The sequence below is a fragment of the Arthrobacter sp. THG-b23 genome (genome assembly GCF_059091265.1).
The window spans coordinates 1-2120 of sequence record NZ_JBNHGM010000015.1 but is presented as its reverse complement, the minus strand read 5'-3'; the positions used below and the strand labels follow the sequence as shown (position 1 = coordinate 2120).

The window sequence follows — 2120 nt, the reverse complement described above, 5'->3', positions numbered from 1 at the left end:
GCCACCAGGTTCATCAAAAAAATTGCTTTAAGATGCTCGCGTCCACTATGTAGTTCTCAAACAACAACCCCGTCACCCCCTGCCCGCCACCCCAAAAGGGACAGCCGGCGCGGAAAGCGCGGGAACAAGAGGAACCAACCAGGCCCCCTCCTCACATCGCTGCAAGAATAAGGTCCTGTTGCCTCAGGACCCAACAGTGTGCCAAAAGACATCCCCCGCGAAACCAACCACACACGTTCCAAACACCCCCGAAAGGGCACCGTACTGGCATGCGGCCAACCGCGAAAGACACCGAATCCGTTGATATTCCACCCATGAGCACCCGCCGGACAACATGCGTGTCCGCAACGGGCTTGCCCTGCAAACCACCCAACCCGCACTATGACGGGCCGGAACAGTCTGAGGAAGCTCCTTAGAAAGGAGGTGATCCAGCCGCACCTTCCGGTACGGCTACCTTGTTACGACTTAGTCCCAATCGCCGGTCCCACCTTCGACGGCTCCCTCCCACAAGGGGTTAGGCCACCGGCTTCGGGTGTTACCAACTTTCGTGACTTGACGGGCGGTGTGTACAAGGCCCGGGAACGTATTCACCGCAGCGTTGCTGATCTGCGATTACTAGCGACTCCGACTTCATGGGGTCGAGTTGCAGACCCCAATCCGAACTGAGACCGGCTTTTTGGGATTAGCTCCACCTCACAGTATCGCAACCCATTGTACCGGCCATTGTAGCATGCGTGAAGCCCAAGACATAAGGGGCATGATGATTTGACGTCGTCCCCACCTTCCTCCGAGTTGACCCCGGCAGTCTCCCATGAGTCCCCGCCATTACGCGCTGGCAACATGGAACGAGGGTTGCGCTCGTTGCGGGACTTAACCCAACATCTCACGACACGAGCTGACGACAACCATGCACCACCTGTGAACCGGCCCCGAAGGGAAGGACTGTTTCCAGCCCGATCCGGCCCATGTCAAGCCTTGGTAAGGTTCTTCGCGTTGCATCGAATTAATCCGCATGCTCCGCCGCTTGTGCGGGCCCCCGTCAATTCCTTTGAGTTTTAGCCTTGCGGCCGTACTCCCCAGGCGGGGCACTTAATGCGTTAGCTACGGCGCGGAAAACGTGGAATGTCCCCCACACCTAGTGCCCAACGTTTACGGCATGGACTACCAGGGTATCTAATCCTGTTCGCTCCCCATGCTTTCGCTCCTCAGCGTCAGTTACAGCCCAGAGACCTGCCTTCGCCATCGGTGTTCCTCCTGATATCTGCGCATTTCACCGCTACACCAGGAATTCCAGTCTCCCCTACTGCACTCTAGTCTGCCCGTACCCACTGCAGACCCGGGGTTGAGCCCCGGGCTTTCACAGCAGACGCGACAAACCGCCTACGAGCTCTTTACGCCCAATAATTCCGGACAACGCTTGCGCCCTACGTATTACCGCGGCTGCTGGCACGTAGTTAGCCGGCGCTTCTTCTGCAGGTACCGTCACTTTCGCTTCTTCCCTGCTGAAAGAGGTTTACAACCCGAAGGCATTCATCCCTCACGCGGCGTCGCTGCATCAGGCTTTCGCCCATTGTGCAATATTCCCCACTGCTGCCTCCCGTAGGAGTCTGGGCCGTGTCTCAGTCCCAGTGTGGCCGGTCACCCTCTCAGGCCGGCTACCCGTCGTCGCCTTGGTAGGCCATTACCCCACCAACAAGCTGATAGGCCGCGAGTCCATCCATGACCGAAAAATCTTTCCACCCACCACCATGCGGTGACAGGTCATATCCGGTATTAGACCCGGTTTCCCAGGCTTATCCCAGAGTCAAGGGCAGGTTACTCACGTGTTACTCACCCGTTCGCCACTAATCCCCGGTGCAAGCACCGGATCATCGTTCGACTTGCATGTGTTAAGCACGCCGCCAGCGTTCGTCCTGAGCCAGGATCAAACTCTCCGTTAATGTTTCAAACAGACACAGCACCAACGGCCGGGAAAACGACCGAAGACACTGCACTAAATTCAAACCAGGCTGATAAAACCGCGACACACCACAGGGGCGGCACGCCACGGCACTTTCAACCAATAAATAATTGGTATCAACAAACTTGGCACACTATTGAGTTCTCAAACAACAGGAGCA

The 2120-nt window shown here is 56.9% G+C and carries 1 protein-coding gene and 1 rRNA gene; one reads left to right on the top strand and one right to left on the bottom strand.

What is annotated here, in order from left to right:
- Positions 1-416: 416 nt before the first annotated feature.
- Positions 417-1940: ribosomal RNA gene (locus AC5RVD_RS16790) — 16S ribosomal RNA — on the bottom strand.
- On the opposite strand from AC5RVD_RS16790, the gene AC5RVD_RS16785 reads away from it, so the two are divergent.
- On the top strand, positions 1940-2120 hold a 181-nt coding region (locus AC5RVD_RS16785; protein ID WP_494002654.1), incomplete at its 3' end, for a hypothetical protein. The genes AC5RVD_RS16790 and AC5RVD_RS16785 overlap by 1 nt on opposite strands.